This is a genomic window from Stenotrophomonas sp. CASM114 (genome assembly GCF_049384325.1).
GTDB lineage: Bacteria > Pseudomonadota > Gammaproteobacteria > Xanthomonadales > Xanthomonadaceae > Stenotrophomonas > Stenotrophomonas muris.
In genome coordinates this window covers 416,012-432,031 of the sequence record NZ_JBMRGJ010000001.1, presented here as the reverse complement: position 1 = coordinate 432,031, position 16,020 = coordinate 416,012, and the positions used below count along the sequence as shown (strand labels likewise).

The 16,020-nt window shown below is 67.3% G+C and carries 14 protein-coding genes; all 14 read right to left on the bottom strand.

Annotated features, from left to right (window positions below):
- Positions 1–14 precede the first annotated feature (14 nt).
- Positions 15–1,424 (bottom strand): RNA polymerase factor sigma-54, encoded by a 1,410-nt coding sequence (gene rpoN, locus VG566_RS02015; RefSeq protein ID WP_049419501.1) that lies wholly within the window; start codon positions 1,422–1,424, stop codon positions 15–17.
- 321 nt (positions 1,425–1,745) lie between these two features.
- Positions 1,746–2,378: a response regulator gene (locus VG566_RS02010; protein ID WP_032959406.1), complete on the bottom strand. Its 633-nt coding sequence runs from the start codon at positions 2,376–2,378 to the stop codon at positions 1,746–1,748.
- A gap of 92 nt (positions 2,379–2,470) precedes the next feature.
- Complete coding sequence (locus VG566_RS02005; protein ID WP_241883840.1) at positions 2,471–3,049, bottom strand: PilZ domain-containing protein; 579 nt, start codon at positions 3,047–3,049, stop codon at positions 2,471–2,473.
- Positions 3,046–3,339, bottom strand: a complete 294-nt coding sequence (locus VG566_RS02000) for a hypothetical protein (protein WP_046430460.1) — start codon at positions 3,337–3,339, stop codon at positions 3,046–3,048. The genes VG566_RS02005 and VG566_RS02000 overlap by 4 nt, the downstream gene beginning before the upstream one ends.
- Complete coding sequence (gene fliS, locus VG566_RS01995; RefSeq protein WP_005416447.1) at positions 3,336–3,752, bottom strand: flagellar export chaperone FliS; 417 nt, start codon at positions 3,750–3,752, stop codon at positions 3,336–3,338. The genes VG566_RS02000 and fliS overlap by 4 nt, the downstream gene beginning before the upstream one ends.
- Before the next feature lie 128 nt (positions 3,753–3,880).
- Positions 3,881–5,296 (bottom strand): flagellar filament capping protein FliD, encoded by a 1,416-nt coding sequence (gene fliD, locus VG566_RS01990; protein ID WP_014647054.1) that lies wholly within the window; start codon positions 5,294–5,296, stop codon positions 3,881–3,883.
- Between the two features lie 442 nt (positions 5,297–5,738).
- Positions 5,739–6,917 carry a flagellin gene (locus tag VG566_RS01985; RefSeq protein WP_014647055.1) on the bottom strand — a complete coding sequence of 393 codons (1,179 nt, stop codon included), beginning with the start codon at positions 6,915–6,917 and terminating at the stop codon, positions 5,739–5,741.
- 86 nt (positions 6,918–7,003) lie between these two features.
- Positions 7,004–8,188 carry a flagellin gene (locus VG566_RS01980; RefSeq protein ID WP_005413266.1) on the bottom strand — a complete coding sequence of 395 codons (1,185 nt, stop codon included), beginning with the start codon at positions 8,186–8,188 and terminating at the stop codon, positions 7,004–7,006.
- Positions 8,189–8,260: 72 nt separating this feature from the next.
- Positions 8,261–9,478 (bottom strand): flagellin, encoded by a 1,218-nt coding sequence (locus VG566_RS01975; protein ID WP_032961916.1) that lies wholly within the window; start codon positions 9,476–9,478, stop codon positions 8,261–8,263.
- Positions 9,479–9,877: 399 nt separating this feature from the next.
- Positions 9,878–11,080, bottom strand: coding sequence for a flagellar hook-associated protein FlgL (gene flgL, locus VG566_RS01970; protein WP_014647057.1), 1,203 nt, complete (start codon positions 11,078–11,080; stop codon positions 9,878–9,880).
- Positions 11,077–12,957, bottom strand: a complete 1,881-nt coding sequence (gene flgK, locus VG566_RS01965) for a flagellar hook-associated protein FlgK (protein WP_032961912.1) — start codon at positions 12,955–12,957, stop codon at positions 11,077–11,079. The genes flgL and flgK overlap by 4 nt, the downstream gene beginning before the upstream one ends.
- An 8-nt stretch (positions 12,958–12,965) precedes the next feature.
- Complete coding sequence (gene flgJ, locus VG566_RS01960; protein ID WP_049408312.1) at positions 12,966–14,165, bottom strand: flagellar assembly peptidoglycan hydrolase FlgJ; 1,200 nt, start codon at positions 14,163–14,165, stop codon at positions 12,966–12,968.
- A 1-nt stretch (position 14,166) separates the two neighbouring features.
- Positions 14,167–15,303, bottom strand: a complete 1,137-nt coding sequence (locus VG566_RS01955; protein WP_126412115.1) for a flagellar basal body P-ring protein FlgI — start codon at positions 15,301–15,303, stop codon at positions 14,167–14,169.
- Positions 15,304–15,305: 2 nt separating this feature from the next.
- The gene (gene flgH, locus VG566_RS01950; RefSeq protein WP_014647061.1) at positions 15,306–15,998 is read right to left on the bottom strand and encodes a flagellar basal body L-ring protein FlgH; all 693 of its coding nucleotides are present in this window, start codon (positions 15,996–15,998) and stop codon (positions 15,306–15,308) included.
- Positions 15,999–16,020: the final 22 nt, after the last annotated feature.

Here is a 16,020-nt window from a genome sequence, read left to right as displayed (position 1 = left end):
GTCCAACATCCTTTTCAGCCCACCCGGGCCAGCTGGGGTTGCCTGGCGCTGAGCCGGCGCCGTTCGCGGGCCGGGGCGATATCCAGTTGTTCTCGGTATTTTGCGACGGTTCGGCGGGCAATGTTCACCCCCTGGCGTGACAGCAGGCCGGCAATGGCCTCATCGGCCAGCGGGCGGCCGGCCGGTTCGGCGTCGATCAGGCGGCGGACCATGGCCTTCACCGCCTGGCCGGAGACGCTGGCGCCTTCCAGGCGCACGGCGAAGAAGTGCTTCAGTTCGAAGGTGCCGCGCGGGGTCTGCAGGAACTTGCCGGTGGTGATGCGCGAGACGGTGGACTCGTGCATGCCGATCTCCTCGGCCACTTCCTTCAGGGTCAACGGCGCCATGGCCTCTTCGCCACGGACCAGGAAGGCGGCCTGGCGCTCGACGATCACCCGGGCGGTGCGCAGCAGGGTGTCGTAGCGCATCGACAGGCCGCGGCTGAACCAGCGCGCCTCCTGCAGCATTTCGCGCAGTGCCGGGGCGGCGTCGCTGGTCTCGGCCAGGGCCTGTTCGTACTGGCTGTTGATCGACACGCGGCGGCTGGTGGCCGGGTTCAGTGCGACCTTCCACTGCCCATCAGCGTGCCAGGCGACCACGTCCGGCACCACCACGGCGTTGCGTTCGGGCAGCAGGCTGTCGCCCGGGCGCGGCTGCAGCGAGAGGATCAGGCGCACCGCCTCGCGCACGTCGTCGATCTCGGCGTCGTGCTGGCGGGCGAGGGCGGGGTAGTCGTGGGCCGCGAGCGCGTCGAGCGCGCCATCGAGAATGCGTGCGGCCAGGTGGCGGGCCGGCACCACGCCATGCAGGCTGCGCAGCTGCGCCTGCAGGCCTTCGCGCAGGTCCTGCGCGGCCATGCCGGCGGGCTCGCCATGCAGCAGCTGCTGGCGGATGGCTTCCACGCCGTCGGCGGTGATGTCGAACTGGGCACTGGCCAGCAGCTGCAGCTGGGCCAGCGGCGCCTGCAGGTAGCCGGCTTCATCGCAGTGGTCCAGCCAGAACGCGGCCACCGCCAGCTGATGGTCGTCCATGTCCAGCGCCAGGCGCTGCAGCACGCGCAGCTGCGGGTCGGTCGACTCGCCGGCGGCGATGCGTGCCATGCGGTCGTCATCACCGTCCTGCCAATTGGCACCGGCCACATCCCACATCGACGGCTCGGGCAGCTCGTCGAAGGCGGCGGTGTCGAGGGTGGTGGCACTCGCTTCGGTGGCTTCAGCAGCGGGCGCTTCGGCCTCCTCGATCTCCAGCAGCGGGTTGGAGTCCAGCAGGCGCTGGATTTCCTGCTCCAGGTGCAGGCCATCGAGCTGCAGCAGCCGGATCGACTGCAGCAGTTGCGGGGTGAGGTGGAGTTGCTGGCCCAGCTGGGTCGAGAGTGCAGCCTTCATCGTGGTTCCCCGGCACCGCTCCCCGGCGCCTTGTGGAACGCATCTTGCTTTTGATCCGGCGGGGGCGGAATCGGGGGGTTCCTGATGCATTTCGTGGAACTCCCGACAGGGTGTAGGGGAATTCCCTACACCGACCCGGGAAATTGACGAAATGCGTCGCCAAGTCATTGATTTGTGGTGGCGAAGCCGCTGGGCGCGCGGCGGTCGGGGTACGGATTCCTGTCAGGGAATGTCGGGGTGACGGGATGTCGTCGCCGCTGCAGGGTGTCGCGGGGTCAGATCCTTTTCCGCGGGAAAGGGATCTGACCCCGATACCGGCGCCTACTCGAGCTCGTGCTGATGGCGTGCGGCCAGCAGCAGCAGGTCATTGGCGCGGCGGCAGCCCAGCGATTCCATCATCCGCGCGCGGTGGGTCTCCACCGTCTTGACGCTGATGCCGAGATCGGCGGCGATTTCCTTGTTGCTCTCGCCCTTGCCGATGCGGCGCAGGATCTCACGCTGCCGTGGTGAGAGTGCGGCGATGCCGGTGGGTTTCTCGCGGCCCAGCATCGGCGCCAGCATCTTGGCCGAGATCTGCGGGCTCAGGAACACCTGGCCGGCGTGCGCGGCCCGCAGTGCCAGTTCCAGTTCCTGCGGTGCGGCGTCCTTCACCACGAACCCGACCGCGCCACGATCCAGTGCATCGCGCACGTGGGCGGCATCGTCGTGCATGGTCATCATCACCACCCGGGTACCGGGGGCACGCAGGCGGATGTCGCTGAGCGCTTCCAGGCCGGTGCGGCCCGGCAGCGAGAGGTCCATCAGCACCACATCCGGTGCGTGCTGCAGGGACAGTTGCAGTGCCTGTTCGGCGTTGCTGGCCTCGGCCACGAGCTGCACGTCGGCAAACCCCTGCAGCAGCCGCGCCAGGCCGGCGCGGACAAGGGTGTGATCGTCGACGATGAGAACTCGCACAGGCACGCAGCAGATCCGTGTAGGGGCATCCACCTTAACTTAGCTGAACGGGCGCGCCAAGGGTCGGCCGTACAGCGCCAAGGGGGCGGGTTTCAGCGTGCGCGGCGTGCCTCGGCCACCTGGCGGCGGTGCAGGCGGAACAGGTGCCGCTCCATCGCCATCTCCAGGCCATCACCCAAACGCTGGAAGCGCAGCCACAGGAAGTGCCCGCCGCTACCGTCGGCGGCTTCTGCGACGACCTCCACCGGCAGGTCGATGTGGTCGGGCAGCCAGTCGCTGGGCTGCAGGCGCACCACGCCGGCCTGGCCGGGGCTTGCGCCACTGCGCGGGCCCAGCTGCAGGCGGATGCCACGGCGCGACCAGCGCACCGGTCGCAGGGTCAGCTCCTGGCCCTGCTGGCGCACCAGCCGGCCGAGCAGCACCATCGCCAGGTCCAGCTTGGCTTCCAGGCGCTGCAGCTGCAGGCTGGCTTCGTTGCGTTCGTCGTGCTCGTCGCCGCGGCTGTCCTCGACCAGTGCCAGGCTGCGCAGCAGGCCTTCGGCGCTGCTGGTGCGGCCGGCCGCGCTGCCCGCCTGGAAGTCGGCCGGCAGGGCCAGTTCGCAGCTGAGCGTCTCGTCGAACAGCTCGCTTTCGGCCGGGTGATGCAGCGAGGTGGTCGGCAGCGAGGTCATGCCAGCGATTCTGCCTGCAGATAGGCATGCGCCGCGCGAAGGGAGCGCTGGCCGTCGTTCATCAGTGCGGCCACGGCATCACGGCGCTGGCGCAGCAGGCCGAGCAGACTCTGATGGCGCTCGAACAGGGCGCTCAGCGGCGCGTGGTCCGCAGCGGTCAGCGGCTGGCTGAGCAGGGCGTGCAGGGTGCTGTCGTGGCCGTCGAGCAGGCTGTCGGCCTGGTCGAGGGAGTCTTCGCCCAAGGCTCTCTCGAAGGCATCCAGCTGCGCATGCAGTTCCTGCAGGCTCATGGCGCCACCGCGGCCGGGCGGCGCTGTTCGTGCGGGATCGCGTTCCAGGCGCTGTCGATCTCGCCCAGCAGCTGCAGCGATTCATCCAGCGCGGCACGGTCGTTGTGCAGGTTGGCCTCGGTCAGGCGCTGCAGCACGTAGTCATAGAGTGCCGACAGATTTCCGGCGATCTCGCCACCGGCCTCATGGTCCAGCGAGCCGTTGAGGTGGCCGACGATCGCGCAGACTTCGCCGATCGCCTTGCCCTTGCCGGCCTGGTCACCGCGTTCAAGGCTGGCCAGGGCGCGGCGCACGCGCTCCAGCGCGCCGGCCAGCAGCATCGCCACCAGCTTGTGTGGATCGGCATCGGCGACCGCACTGGTCACCCCCACCTGGCGGTACTGCTCGGCATATTGACGGCTGGAACCGTACATTCGTGATTCTCCTTGCGCGGGGTGCCGTCGGGTGATCGCGGGGACCGGTGCCGACGGCGCGGCGATGATTGCTGTTGCGTCCGTTATCGGTGCATTGCGCGGCAAACTTGAGTGCCGTGCATATTCCGTCAGCGGTTCAACTGGGCCAGCTGCTGCTGCAGCGCGGTGTTGCTCTGCTGCAGCTTGCCCATCAGGCTGTCCAGCGCCAGGAACTGCTTCTTGTAGCGCTCTTCCACGCTCTTCATGCGCGTGTCGAGGTCCTTGCGGCGCTTGTCGATGTTGTCCAGCGTGGTGTTCAGGCCCTTGGTGCGGGCAACGAAGGCGCCTTCCTTGCCGACCGTGGTGCTGACATAGCCGTCGACCAGCGTGTACAGCTTGCCGGCACCGCCGGTATCACCGGTGATCGCCTGGCGCATCTTCTCCGGCTGGCTGGCCAGTGCGGCGGCGAACTTGGTGGTGTCCAGGATCAGCGTGCCGTCGGCATTGGGATAGCCGCGGGTATCCAGGCCGATCGCCTTGGCATCGAGCTTGTCACCGGCCAGGTCCTTGAGCACGCTCGACATCACCGAGCGCAGCTGGCTGGTGGCGCCGCGCATCTGCGCATCGCCGGTCAGCGTGGAGGCTTCCTTGGTCTTGGCGTCGTACTTGGTTTCGGTGTTGATCGCCGCCAGTGCAGCGTTGTAGGCGGTGACGAACTCCTGCATCACCTTGGTGGCTGCCGCAGTGTCCGTGCTGATGGTCACCGTGCTGGTGCCCGGCATCTTCAGGTTCAGGGTCAGGCCCGGAACCGCATCGGCCACGGTGTTGCTGGCGCTGACGACCTTCACACCATCGATGGTCAGCTCGGCGTCGGCGGCGGCGGTGTTCTGCTTGAGGCTGTTGACCAGGCCGCCCAGTTTGGCGTCGCTGCCGGCGTATTCGAGCTTGATCGCGTTGGCGGCACCGGTCTTCTCCTGGGCGATCGACAGGTACTGGTTGTCGCCGGAGCTGATCAGGGTGGCCTGCACGCCTTCCTTGCGGCCGGCCGCATCGATCTTGTTGCGGATGGTGGTCAGCGTGTCGCCGTCCTCCACCTCCACGTTCATGGTCTTGGCCTTGTCGCCCACGCCAACGGTCAGCGTCAAGGTTCCGGCAGCAAACGTGTCGGTCTTGGGTACCGAGGTATCGGCGATCAGTTTGTGCGCTGTCGCCAGCGAGGTGACATTGACCACGTGCGTGCCGTTGGAGGCCGCAGCCTTGGTGGTGCCAACGTCATACAGCGCGACCGACGCCGTCAGGATCTCGTCGGTGCCCTTGTCGCCGCCCTTGCTGGCGGTCACCGTGCGCGTGTCGAACGCCGTGGTGGCCTTCAGTGCGGTCAGCGCCGTCTTCAGCTTGTCGAAGGCAGAGGTGATGGTGCCGATCGACGACAACTGCATCTTGGCCTTGGACTGCTGCAGGTTCAGCGCATTGTCGGCGGGCTTGCGGTCAGCTGCGACCAGCTGGTTGACGATGCTGGAAATATCCAGTCCCGAGCCAATGCCACCGTATCCAAAGTCTGCCACGTCGTTTCTCCTGGTATCCGGGCCTGGCCGCCGTGCGGTGGCCCGTCGTCAACGAAAATAGCGGCCTGCGCCGCTGGGTCTTGAGGACTTCGTCGATGCACGTGCCGTGCCAATCGCCTTGGCGCGGGTTCTGGCACGCGGGTTGCAGGAGGGCTGGGGCAGGGTGCGGGTAGGTTCACCGCGGGCTGCCGGGAGTCTGCAAAAAGCCCTCCCCCAATGCAGGGGAGGGATCAGGCTACTGACAATCGGGGGGAGACGAAGCCGCCCGGTACGTACAGTCAAAGGTACAGCGCTGAAAGAGAGGTCCGCAGGAGCGGGCGATGCCAAGCCGGTTCGGGAGTGATCCCGGGCCGGGCATGGCCCGCGCCTTCGTGCATCGTGGCTTCCCGGTTGCCGCTACCGTCGGTTCGATCCGACGGTAGCGGCGCCTTCTTGCCGTGGATCAGCGCAGCAGGCTGAGCACGCCCTGCGGCACCTGGTTGGCCTGGGCCAGCATGGCCGTACCGGCCTGCTGCAGGATCTGGGTGCGGGTCAGTTCGGCGGTTTCCTTGGCGAAGTCGGTGTCCTTGATGCGGCTGCGCGACGCCGACAGGTTTTCCGACGAGGTCTGCAGGTTGGCCACGACCGAGGTGAAGCGGTTCTGGATCGCACCGAGGTCGGCGCGGGTGCTGTTGATCGCACCCAGGGCCTTGTCGACCACTTCCAGCGCCTGCTGGGCGCCGAGCACGGTGCTCACGTCCAGCTTCTGCACGTTGGCCGAGGTATCGGTGCCGGCAGTGTAGGCGCCCGCAGCTGCCGCGGTGCCCCAGGTCTTGGCGGTCGCGTCGTAGTCGCTGCGCATCAGGGCGATATCGGCGGCGGCGACAGCCTTGCCTTCCTTCACCGAGCTCAGCTTCAGGGTGCCGTCGGCATTGGCTTCGGCGTAGATGCCGGCCTCGCCGATCTTGGCGTTGATGGCGGTGGCGACGGCCTTGGAGGCATCGGCCGTGGTGGCGCCGGCCTTCACTTCAACCGTGCCGATGTCCACGCCCATCACGGTGCCGGAGAAACGGGCGCCGTCGGTGCTGGCAGCCAGGGCGGCAGTCGCGCCGGTGGCGAAGGTCGAGGTGCCCAGCGAGCCGGCCTTGGCATCGATGGTCTTGTCGATGGCGATGGCCTGGCCGGCATTGGCGCCGACCTGGAACAGCTGGCTGGAGAAGGTGCCGTCCAGCAGCTTGGTGCCGTTGAAGTCCGACTGCTTGGCGACGCGGTCGATTTCCGAGACCAGCTGGGTCACTTCGGCCTGCAGCGCCTTGCGGTCGCTGGCCGAGTTGGTGGCGTTGGAGGCCTGCACCGACAGCTCGCGGACGCGCTGCAGGTTGTTGCCGATTTCGGTCAGCGAACCTTCGGCGACCTGGGCCAGCGAGATACCGTCGTTGGCATTGCGGATGGCGACGTCGGTACCGCGGATCTGCGTGCCGAAGCGCTCGGAGATCGCCAGGCCGGCGGCGTCGTCCTTGGCGCTGTTGATGCGCGAACCGGAGGACAGGCGCTGGATGGTGGTAGCCAGCGAGCTGCCGCTGGTGCTCAGGTTGCGCTGAGCATTCAGGGACATCGTATTGGTGTTGATGACTTGTGCCATGGTGCTTTTCCTTTGGCGAAGGTGGAACGTGTTTCAGGATCCGGGCGCCGCGTCATGCGGCGCCCGGAGGTCGATCAGCGAGCGGATCAGCGCAGCAGGCTGAGCACGCCCTGCGGCACCTGGTTGGCCTGGGCCAGCATGGCCGTACCGGCCTGCTGCAGGATCTGGGTGCGGGTCAGCTCGGCGGTTTCCTTGGCGAAGTCGGTGTCCTTGATGCGGCTGCGCGATGCCGACAGGTTTTCCGACGAGGTCTGCAGGTTGGCCACGACCGAGGTGAAGCGGTTCTGGATCGCACCGAGGTCGGCGCGGGTGCTGTTGATCGCACCCAGGGCCTTGTCGACGATTTCCATCGCCTGCTGGGCACCCTTCACGGTGCTGACGTCCAGGTCGCTGGCGTACTTGGCGGCCGGCGCGGCCGTCGAGGCGGTGAAGGTCGGCGCGGTGGCGCCGGTCCAGGTGCCCGGGGTCGCGGTGATGGCCTTGAACGAGCCATCGGCGTTGACGCTGTCCTTGACCGAGGTCAGGGTCACGCCAGCGGTGCCGTTCACTTCCGCGAACACGCCGGTCTCGCCGATCTTGGCGTTGATCGCGGTCACCAGTGCTTCACGCGAGGCCTTGCCGGTGGCAGCGGCGTCGGCGCCCTGCTTGACCGAGACATCGGCAATGGCAACGCCATTGATCTGCAGGCCGCTGGTGCTGAAATCAGCGTTGGTGCCCGGGTCGGCCAGGGCCAGCGCGTTGGTGTCGAACTTGGCGCCGCCCAGGGCGTTGGCCTTGGCATCGATGGTCTTGTCGATGGCGATGGCCTGGCCGGCGTTGGCACCGACCTGGAACAGCTGGCTGGAGAACGAACCGTCCAGCAGCTTGGTGCCGTTGAAGTCCGACTGCTTGGCGACGCGGTCGATTTCCGAGACCAGCTGGGTCACTTCGGCCTGCAGCGCCTTGCGGTCGCTGGCCGAGTTGGTGGCGTTGGAGGCCTGCACCGACAGCTCGCGAACGCGCTGCAGGTTGTTGCCGATTTCGGTCAGCGAACCTTCGGCGACCTGGGCCAGCGAGATACCGTCGTTGGCATTGCGGATGGCGACGTCGGTACCGCGGATCTGGGTGCCGAAGCGCTCGGAGATCGCCAGGCCGGCGGCGTCGTCCTTGGCGCTGTTGATGCGCGAACCGGAGGACAGGCGCTGGATGGTGGTAGCCAGCGAGCTGCCGCTGGTGCTCAGGTTACGCTGAGCATTCAACGACATCGTATTGGTGTTGATGACTTGTGCCATGAGGAGAGGTCCTTGAGCGGTTGCACGTGAGTTGGGTTAGACGCCCCCGACGTGCCCCGGGGGCGGCTCATGTCAGCGCTGCAACAGGCTGAGCACGTTCTGCGGTACCTGGTTGGCCTGGGCCAGCATGGCCGTACCGGCCTGCTGCAGGATCTGGGTGCGGGTCAGTTCGGCGGTTTCCTTGGCGAAGTCGGTATCGCGGATGCGGCTGCGCGACGCGGACAGGTTCTCCGAGGAGGTCTGCAGGTTGGCCACCACCGAGGTGAAGCGGTTCTGGATCGCGCCGAGGTCGGCGCGGACGCTGTTGACCGATTCCAGGGCCTTGTCGACGATCGACATGGCCTTCTGTGCGCCTTCGGCGGTAGTGACGTTCAGGTCCTTGACGAAGCTGGCCGCTGCACCGGTCAGGGTGCCGCCGTTGGTGCTGGTCTCGGTCAGGCCCAGGCCGGCGAGGGTCGCGGCGGTGGCGCCGGCCGGCGGAGTCGCCGCGCTGACACCCAGCGCGAAGGTCTGGCCATCCTTGACCGAGGCCAGGCTGACGACGCCGGCATTGACCGAGGCAACCACGCCGGTTTCGCCCAGCTTGTTGTTGATCGCCGCGGCGGTGGCCGAGGTGATCGATTCGCCAGCCTTCACCGTGAAGTCGCTGATGGTGACCGTGGTGGCGGTGCCGCCCGGCGGGGTGACCGAGACCTGCAGGCCGGAGTAGGTGGTGTCGGCCGTCGCCTTGTCCACCGCCAGTGCGGTGCCGGTATAACCGTTGGCGAAAGTGGCCGCGCCCAGCGAATCGGCCTTGGCGTTGACCACGCTGTTGATGGCGATGGCCTGTCCGGCGTTGGCACCCACCTGGAACAGCTGGCTGGTGAAGCTGCCGTCCAGCAGCTTGGTGCCGTTGAAGTCGGCCTGCTTGGCGACGCGGTCGATCTCGCTGACCAGCTGGGTCACTTCAGCCTGCAGGGCCTTGCGGTCGCTGGCCGAGTTGGTGGCATTGGAGGCCTGCACACCCAGTTCGCGGATGCGCTGCAGGTTGTTGCCGACTTCGTTCAGCGAACCTTCGGCGACCTGGGCCAGCGAGATGCCGTCGTTGGCGTTGCGGATGGCCACGTCCAGACCGCGGATCTGGGTGGTGAAGCGCTCGCTGATGGCCAGGCCGGCCGCGTCGTCCTTCGCGCTGTTGATGCGCAGGCCGGACGAGAGGCGCTGGATGGTGGTGGCGAGCGAGCTGCCGCTGGTGCTCAGGTTGCGCTGAGCGTTGAGCGACATCGTATTGGTGTTGATTACCTGTGCCATGGGGTCGTCTCCTCTTATATGGAACCCGTTGGTGAATGAAACGAAGCGCCGCCTGTTTTTTTGTGTGGCTGTGTGCTTCGCCGTTGCCAAATGAATAACGGCGCTTTGTCAACAACCTTTAGCCGTGAATTCCGTTGAAGCCAGAATTCGTTGCCTGAAGCTGTTTTCCCGGGGTTTTCAGCCCTGTTGCCAGGGTGGAAGCGGCCCCGGGAGGGGCGGTCGGGCAGGGCCTGACCAGCGCTGATGAAGGTATCGGCGGGGTCGGGCCGGGCTTGATGGAGAATCACGGAAAATCGGTCGGCGACGGCCAGGTGGCCGCGCAGCGGCGGGCAGGCGCGCAAACGAAAAAGGCCGCGATGCAGGGCATCGCGGCCTTTCGGGACTGACGCGGGCGGCGCGTCAGCGCAGCTTGTTGAACAGCGACATCGACTGCATCTGCGAGAAGATCGTCTGCGCCGCCTGCAGCGCGGTGCTCTGCAGCTGGTACTGGCTCAGCGCATCGGCGTAATCCAGGTCGCGCATCTGCGACAGCGTGGTCTTCAGGGTCACGCCATTGGCCTCGCGCATGTCGGCGGCATTGTCCAGCGCCTTCAACTGCGCACCGCCTGCGGCACGCGAATCGATCATCCGCTCGGAAGCGCGCGCCACGTCGCGCAGTGCGCTCTGCAGCTGGTTCTGCTGCGCGGTCATCTGCGCGGTGGTACCGGTGTCGGCACCCAGCGCCGCCACCAGGTTGTCCATGGTGGAGAAGATGTCGCGGCTGCTGGCGGCCTGTACGCTGAAGCTGTCGCCCGCTGCCGGTGCGCCGGTGATGCGCAGGCGCACACCGTTCACTTCCAGATCGTCGCCGGCCTTGTAGGTGCCGGTTCCGGTCACGTTGCCCGCACCGTCCACCACCTCGTATTGGTTGCCAGTGGTGAAGCGCACGCTGAAGCCCTGGCCGTTCCAGCTGTCGCTGCCGTCGCGGGTGATGTTGGTGAGCACGCCGTTGCCGGTGTTGCCGGCCGCAGCGCTGCCGTCGACGAAGCCATCGCCGGTGGGAATGCGCATGAAGATCTCGCTGCCGGGCAGCGCGTCCTTCACGTAGGTATCCGGACCGACTTCGACCTGGCGTTGGGTCTGGTCGCCACGGTAGACCACTTTGCCGTTGATCTTGGCAAACGGCGGGTCGCCGTCGTTGGTGCCACCGAACACGTAGCGGCCGGTGCCATCATCGGCGTTGGCCAGCGACAGCAGGCCGTCGCGGATCTGGTTGACCTCGGTGATCAGCGTCTTCTTGTCCGCCGCGCTCAGCGCCGGATTGCTGGCCTGGATGGTCAGATCGTTGACGCGTGCCATCAGGTCGTTGACCTGTGCCAGGGTGTTTTCCTGCACGCCCAGGCGGTTCTGCACGTTGCCGGCATTGAGCTTCATGCGGTCCAGTGCAGCCAGGCTGCGGTCAAGGCCGACCGCAGTGCCGGCGGCAACCGGATCGTCCTTGGCGCTGACGATCTTGCTGCCGGTGGCAATCTGCTGCTCCAGGTGGCTGAGCTTGGCCTGCTTGGCCATCATCAGCGACACCGACTGGTTGAACATCATGCTGGTGGAGATGCGGCTGCTCATCGGCGGACGGCTCCCAGGATGGTCTGGAACATGCTGTCGGCGGTCGAGATCAGCTGCGAGGCGGCCTGGTAGGCCTGCTGCAGGCGCAGCATGTCCGCCGCTTCCTCGTCCAGGTTCACGCCGGAGACTTCGTCGCGGGCTTCCTGCGCCTTGTCATTGATCACCAGCTGCGCGTCGAGCGAGTACTCGGCCGAGCGGGCGGCGGCGCCGACCTGGGTGGTCAGGCCACCCAGCGCGCCGTTCAGTGTCACCGTTCCGGCGTTGAACGCCTTCGCGCTTTCCACCTTGGCCAGTTTCGACGCGTTGCTGTTGTCCGACGAACCAGCCGGGGTCGGGGTGATGTTGAAGGTATCGCCCACCTTCGGTGCACCGTCCAGCACGAAGCTCCAGCCGTTGGCGCTGATGGTCTGGCCGGGCGTGTAGGTCTGCGGCGGCCCACCGTCGATGGTGTAGGTGGTGGCCGAGGTGAACACGATCGCCGACGGATTGCGCAGGTTGGCGTTGGTCGAATCGGTGACGGTGACACCGCTCAGCTTGCCGGTACCGGTGTTGGCGGTGGCGGCCGCGCCCTTCACCGCTGCAGCGGCGGCGATGCGCGACGGGTCGGTGATTGCCACTTCCATGCTGCCGGCCACGCCCGCGGTCGGCTGCAGCAGGAAGCGGTCATTTGCAGCCGGCGTACCGCCGACGACCAGCTTGACGCCGTTGATCACCAGCGGATCGGCGGCGGTGCCGGTGCCGGTCAGCGGGATGCTGGCGCCAGTGTCGGCGCGGCTGGCCTTCCAGTTGGTGCCATCGAACTGCAGTACCACGTTCTGCGCGTCCAGCTTGCCCAGGTCGCCGTAGGTTGCGCTGAGGCTGGCGGTGCCGGTATTGCTGTTGTTGCCGGTGACGCGCGGGTTGCCGATGGTGAAGAAGTCCCCGCCCAGCTGGCCATACAGGTCCACGCCCTGGTGGTGCGCCTGGTTGAAGCTCTCGGCCAGGCCCACCGCCAGCTTGCCCAGTTCAGCCTGGGCAGGGGTCAGCACGGTGTCGCGGAATTCCAGCAGGCCACCGATCTGGCCGCCGACCGCCTTCGGGTCGAGGCGGATGGTGTTGCCCTGGGTCTCCAGCGCCAACTGCAGGCGCTCGGGCTGGTACGGGTCGGCCACGGTGGTGACCTTGGTCGCCGTGGTACCCACCACCAGCGCGTTGCCGCCGGCGGTGTAGACATTCATGATGCCGCCGTCCTGGATCACCGCCGTGCCACCGGTGTAGCCGATCAGCTGGGTGATCAGCTGGTCGCGGCGGTCGAGCAGATCGGGTGCGGCAGAGGCGATGTTGGTGCCGATGGCGCCGTTGATCTGCGCGATTTCCTGCGCCAGGCGGTTGACCTCGGTGGCACCGGCCAGCAGGCCGTTGTTGACCTCGCTGTTGAGGTTGTTCAAGTGCGTGTTGAGCTGCACGAAGCGGTTGGCCAAGGCCTTGCCGCCGTCGAGCATGTTCTGGCGGTCGGCGGTGCCGGCCGCGTTGGACGACAGGCCACTGACCGAATCGAAGAAGTTCGACCAGACGCCGGCCACATTGGTGGCCGCATCGGAGAACAGCGCGTTGACCCGGTCGGCCATGCCCGAAAGCTGTTTCAGGCGCGCCAGTTCACCGCTGCTGTCGAGCAGGCGCGAGATCGCCAGCTGGTCGGCCGTGCGGCGGATGTCAGTGATCCGGGTGCCGTTGCCGACCGTGCCATAGCCGTAGTTCTGCGGGTCGGCGGTAGCGAAGTTGACCTTCTGCCGGCTGTAGCCGGGCGTATTGAGGTTGGCCACGTTGTGGCTGGTGGTCGCCAACGCACGCTGGAAGGCGAGCAGGGCACCGGTACCGGTGGAAAGTACGCTGGACATGGGGTTCCTCAACGACGGGTGATACCCAGCGCCGCGGTCGCGGTGCTGGCGAAGGTCTGGCCAAGGCGCGCGCCGGCGTCGGTCACGGCCGCTACGGCACGCTCGATGGTCGGGCCACCGGCGATCGCGGCGATCTTGGCCGCATAGCGCGGGTCGGTGGCATAGCCGGCGCGCTGAAGTCCACGGGCGAAGCCCTGCACGTCGGTGCCGGCCTGCAGGGCCTGCTGGTAGCGCGGGCTGGTCTTCAGCAGGCGCACGTAGTCGGCGAAGCTTTCGGCCGGCGAGCTGTAGGCGCGGAAGCTGGCGGTTTCGTTGCGGCGCACGCCATCCACGTATTCGTGGGTGCCGGCTGCAACGCGCTGGCCGCTCCAGCCGGTGGCCTTGATGCCGAACAGATTGTGCGAGGTACTGCCGTCGGACTGGCGGATGTGGCGCTTGCCCCAGCCGGTTTCCAACGCGGCCTGGGCGACCAGCGCACGGGCATCCACGCCCAGTTCCCTGGCCGCGCTCTGCGCGTGCTGCCAGATGCTGGCGACGAAACCTTCCGGCGTGTGCGGCCCCAGCTGAGCGACGGCGGTGCGGGTAGCCATCGCATCGGCCTGGCTCATGGCCGTACCGCGGTTGCTGGCCGTCGCCGACCACTGGTCGTTGTTGGTGGACCAGTCCTCGCCCTGCAGGTTGCCGATGTACGGATCCTCGGTGCCCAGCGAGCGGTGCAGGCTGCTGCTTTCGCGACCGGCGATCAGGTCCAGTGCCTGTTCCATCGGTGCCAGCGCGGCCTGCGCGCCGTGCTGTGCGCCGGCCGCCATCTGCTGCAGCATGCGCACGGCCTGGCTGCCATCTTCCAACGGCAGCGACGGTGCCGGCTTGTCCGGCGCGTTGAGCTGGTAGGCGCGGCTGGCCTTGGCCGGATCCACGCGGGTATCCAGCGCGGGGCCGTCGGCGGCCTGGCCGGACAGCTGGCGGCTGATCATGCCGGACAGGCCCAGCCCCTTGCCGCGGGTCATCGCCTCGGCGATCTTCTGGTCGTACATGTCGCGGAACATCTTGTTCTCGCCGGGAAACAGCGAGTCGCCGAAACTGGCATCACGCATGCTCTTGACCAGCATCTGTGCGAACTGGCCTTCCAGCTGGCGTGCGACCTTGTCGATCTTCGCCGGGTCGTTCTGCTGCGCCGGGTGCAGGTCGAATGCGGGATTGATGCGCATGTCAGATCACCTCGAGCTCGGCACTCAATGCGCCGGCCTGCTTCAGGGCTTCCAGGATCGCGATCAGGTCGCCCGGCGCCGCGCCCACGGCGTTCACCGCGTGCACGATCTCGTCCAGGGTGGTGCCGCCGCTGAACTTGAACATGCGGCTGCCGTCGTTGGTGGCGGTGATGGTCGACTGTGGGCTGGCCACGGTACGGCCACCGGACAGGGCATTGGGTTGGCTGACGTTGGTGTTCTCCTGGATCGTCACCGTCAGCGAACCATGCGAGATCGCGGCAGGGCCGACCCGCACCTGCTGGCCGATGACCACGGTGCCGGTGCGGGAATTGACCACGACCTTGGCCGGGGCGCTGCCCGGGGTCAGCTCCAGGTTCTCGATGCGGGCCAGCAGGCCGATGCGTGCGCCCGGATCGGTCGGCGCAGTCACGGCCACGGTCACGCCGTCGACCGCACGCGCGGCGCCTTCGCCGAACGCGTTGTTGAGTGCGGCGACCATGCGCGAAACGGTGGTGAAATCGTTGTTGTGCAGGTTCAGCGTGATGTCGCCGCCATTGGCCAGCGGGTCGGGCAGGGCACGCTCGACCGTGGCGCCATTGGGAATGCGGCCCACGCTCGGTACGTTCACCGAAACCCGCGAACCATCCTTGCCCTGCGCACCAAAGCCGCCGACGATCAGGTTGCCCTGCGCGATCGCATAGATCTGGCCATCGGCGCCGCGCAGCGGGGCCATCAGCAGCGAGCCGCCGCGCAGCGAGACGGCGTTGCCGATCGACGACACGGTGATGTCGATCGGCTGGCCCGGCTTGGCGAACGGCGGCAGCTCGGCATGGATCGCGACGGCCGCAACATTCTTCAGCTGCGGATTGACGTTGGCCGGTACGTTCACGCCCAGCTCGCCGAGCAGGTTCTTCAGGCTCTGCACGGTGAAGGGCGCCTGGCTGGTGCGGTCGCCGCTGCCATCCAGGCCGACCACCAGGCCGTAGCCCACCAGGGCGTTACCACGCACGCCGCCGACCTGGGCCAGGTCCTTGATGCGCTCGGCGCTGGCCGGGGCTGCCACGACCAGCAGCATCAGCGCGACGAACGACGCCACGCGGCGATGCCAGGAAGAAGAGGGGAGGAGTTTCATGGCCATACTCAGAACGGCGTCAGGCCGGAATTGAAGAAGCGGCTCAGCCAGCCCATCGCGTTGGACTGCGCGACCGGGCCGCGGCCGCCGTAGACGATGCGGGCTTCGGCCACGCGGCTGGAAGGAATGGTGTTGTCCTGGCTGATGTCGCCCGGGCGCACGATGCCCTGCACCTGTACCAGTTCATCACCCTGGTTCAGCCGCAGGTTCTTCTGCCCCTGTACCACCAGGTTGCCATTGGGCAGGCGCTGGATCACCGTGACGGTGACACTGCCCTGCAGGCGGTTGCTCTGCGCGCTGTTGCCCTTGCCGGTGAAGTCACGCGCGCCCTTGGCCGTCGCACTGAGGATGTCCTTGCCGCCCAGGGTGACCGGCGCACCGAGGATGGACGGCGTGCCCAGGCTCAGGTTGGATTCCTTGTTGGTGGCCGTGTTGGCGCTGGTCTGCGCGGTGGTGTTTTCCAGCAGGGTGATGGTCAGCAGGTCGCCGACATCGCGTGCGCGGCGGTCCGAGTACAGCTGCAGGGTCGGGCCGGCAGCGTAGATCGCACCGGCGGTCGGCGCGGCCTGCGGCGGCATGATCGGCTGGATCGGTGCCATCGCCGCGTAGGGGCGCACGTCGCCGGCGATCACGCAGCCACCGAGCAGGGCGACCACGGCGCAGGCGAGGGCAGTGCGGGTGAATCTGGAAATGGGCGACATGGCGGTTTCCCGGTTGGGCCGG